The 2,799-nt window shown below is 73.9% G+C and carries 3 protein-coding genes and 1 pseudogene; all 4 read right to left on the bottom strand.

What is annotated here, in order from left to right; all coding sequences use genetic code 11:
- A partial coding sequence (locus tag N865_RS21135; RefSeq protein WP_051511208.1) for an NADH-quinone oxidoreductase subunit 5 family protein occupies positions 1 to 1,573 on the bottom strand: 1,573 nt, incomplete at its 3' end.
- Positions 1,570 to 2,016: an NADH-quinone oxidoreductase subunit NuoK gene (gene nuoK / locus N865_RS21140; protein WP_084328446.1), complete on the bottom strand. Its 447-nt coding sequence runs from the start codon at positions 2,014 to 2,016 to the stop codon at positions 1,570 to 1,572. The genes nuoK and N865_RS21135, both read right to left, overlap by 4 nt.
- The gene (locus N865_RS21145) at positions 2,013 to 2,537 is read right to left on the bottom strand and encodes an NADH-quinone oxidoreductase subunit J family protein (RefSeq protein ID WP_034810254.1); all 525 of its coding nucleotides are present in this window, start codon (positions 2,535 to 2,537) and stop codon (positions 2,013 to 2,015) included. Before N865_RS21145 ends, nuoK begins: the two co-directional genes overlap by 4 nt.
- Positions 2,534 to 2,799: pseudogene (locus N865_RS23365) on the bottom strand (hypothetical protein); the annotation flags it as partial. The pseudogene N865_RS23365 and the gene N865_RS21145, both read right to left, overlap by 4 nt.

A 2,799-nucleotide genomic window follows, 5' to 3' on the forward strand; every position in this document is an offset into this window, starting at 1 on the left:
CCGCGGCCGCGGCGCCGGCGACGAGCAGGAGCGAGAGGAGCGCCGAGAGCAGGCCGACGTGGAGCGCGCCGCGCAGGCTCGTCAGGAAGAGCGTGCCGACGATGCTGAGGACCGCGAGCGCGGCGACGGCGAGCGCGGCCGGCAGCGTGACGGGGGCGTGGTGCCCGTGCCCCGGTCCGCCCCCCTCGGCCGCGGGCTCGAGCCCCTGGCCTGCGACCCCGAACGACTCGTTCGGTGCGGTGGAGGCGGCCGGGGTGTCGAGGAGGAGCCAGGCACGCATGCAGTAGGCGGCGGTCAGGGCGACGGTGACGAAGAGCGCGACGACGACGACCCAGGCCCGGAAGCCGCCCCCTTCGTCCACACCCTGCAGGGCTGCGTCGATGACGGTGTCCTTCGTGAAGAAGCCGATGAGGGGCGGGACCCCCGCGAGGGCGCCGAGTCCGATCGCCATCGACCATCGCAGCGCCCCGCGTGATCGCAGCTGCCCCCGCAGGGCCGCGACGGTGGTCACCCCGACGAGGGCCGCGAGCCAGCCGACCCCGAGGAAGAGGAGCGCCTTGAAGAACGCGTGACCGACGAGATGGGAGATGCCCGGACCGGGGCCGGTCTCGAGGGGCGCGGCGGCGAGCGCCCCGATCATGATCGCGATCTGGCTCAGGGTCGAGTAGGCGAGCAGGCGCTTGATGTCGCTCTGCGCGAAGGCGAGGAGGGCGGCATACACCATGGTCACGGCGGCGAGGACGGCGAGCAGGGTGCGGGCGCCGTCGTGGTTGGCCTGGCCGGCGTAGAGCGCGAAGAGGCGCGCGATGACGTAGGTGCCCGCGGCCACCATGGTCGCGGCGTGGATGAGGGCCGAGGCCGGTGTCGGGCCCTCCATCGCGTCGGGGAGCCAGTCGTGGAACGGGAAGAGCCCGGACTTGCCCGCGACCCCGATCACGACGCCGACGAGGCCGATCATCAGCATCGTGTCGGCCCCCGAGGCCGTCAGGACCGCGAGCAGGTCGGTGCTCCGGGCCCGGACCGCGAGGGCGATGAGTCCGACGACCATGCCGATGTCGGCGACGCGCGTGACGAGGAAGGCCTTGTATGCCGCTCGGCGGGCCGCCGCCCGCTCGCTGTCGTGGCCGATGAGCAGCCACGAGCACCAGCCCATGATCTCCCAGCCGACGAGGGTGAGCACGAGGTCGGCCGACTGGACCACGAGGAGCATCCCGGCGGCGAAGAGCGAGACGGTCGCGGCGAACTGGACGTAGCGGCGGTCGTCGCGGAGGTACCAGACGGTGAAGACCTGGATGGCGAGGACGACGAGCGCGACGACGAAGGACACGAGCCCGGAGAGCCGGTCGGAGAGCAGGTGGAGCGGCACGTTGAGGTCGGCGAGGGGCAGCCTGCCGAGGCCGCCGATGTCGGCCCGGCGCACCGGCGCGATCCACTGCGCGAGGGCGAGGACCGTGACCAGGGCGGCGGAGCCGACGGCGACACCGCGGACCGCGACCTGGCTGCGCCGGACGAGGAGCCCGGCGAGCGCCGCGAGGGCCGGGACGACGACGATGAGGCGGACGACCCAGGTCATACCTCGCTCCCCCTGTCTGCTCGTGCGGCGCCGTAGCCGCCGTGCCCGCCGTGCCCACCGTGGCCGGCGACGTCGAGCGCGGTGCGCCCCGCCTCCGGACCGGCAAGGGCATGGTCACCCCGCACTGGCTCGGGCTCGTCGGACAGGTCCGGAGCCGCGGTCAGGTCGATGTGCCCGAACCGGCGGAACATCACGAGCACGACGGCGAGCGCGACGCAGACCTCCGCGGCGGCGATCGTGATGACGAAGAGGGTGAGGACCGGACCGGCGGCGAGCGGCGAGCCCGGGCGGGACCCGGCGGTGACGAGGAGCAGGTTGGCGGCGTTGAGGATGAGCTCGACGCCGATGAGCACGAGGACGGCGTTGCGGCGCGCGAGGACGCCGTAGACGCCGATGCCGGCGAGCAGGGCGGAGAGCAGCGCCGGGAGCTGGAGGTCGATCACGCGGCCTCCCCCTCTCGGTGCAGGACGAGGCGGGAGACGGCGAAGGCACCGATGAGGGCGACGAGGAGCAGGACCGAGAGGAGCTCGAAGGGCCACACCCACGTGCCGAAGACGGCCTGCGCGATCTGGGTCGTGCCGGTCTCGGGGCGGTCGAGGTCGACCTGCGCCGAGGCGAGGAGCGGGAGCAGGAGCGCGGCGAGCAGCGCTGAGGTGGCACCGCCGAGGACCACGGCGAGGGCGCGCTGCCAGGCCGGGGTGCTGATCTCGGACTGCGGACCGATCGGCGCGCGCGTCAGCATGAGCGCGAAGAGGACGAGCACGACGATCGCCCCGACGTAGACGAGCAGCTGGACGAGGCCGACGAGCTCCTGCCCGAGGACGAGATAGCAGCCGGCGAGCGAGCCGAGCGAGACGAGCAGCCAGAGGGCGGCGTGGACGACGTGGCGCGTCGTCACGGCGAGCAGGGCCGACACGGCGGTGATCGTGCCGACGACGACGAAGACGAGGTCGCGTGTCGTCACTCGTCGTCACCCTTCGCCTCGTCAACCCGCGGGCTGCTCGTCGGCAGGTCGCCGGGCTCCGGCGGCGCCTGCGCGGGCAGCACCTGCGTCGGTGGCTGGATCGGGGCCGGCGGCTCGGTCGGGGGCGACGGCTCAGGGGGCGTCGCGACCGTCATCGGGGCCGTGTCCGTGCGATGCGCGATGCCCGGAGCGGTGTCGCCCGGACCGCTGTCGCCGGGGACCACCACGGGGCGTACGCGGGCCGGTCGGGCGGCCGAACCCG

The organism is Intrasporangium oryzae NRRL B-24470, from assembly GCF_000576595.1.
Classification (GTDB): domain Bacteria; phylum Actinomycetota; class Actinomycetes; order Actinomycetales; family Dermatophilaceae; genus Intrasporangium_C; species Intrasporangium_C oryzae.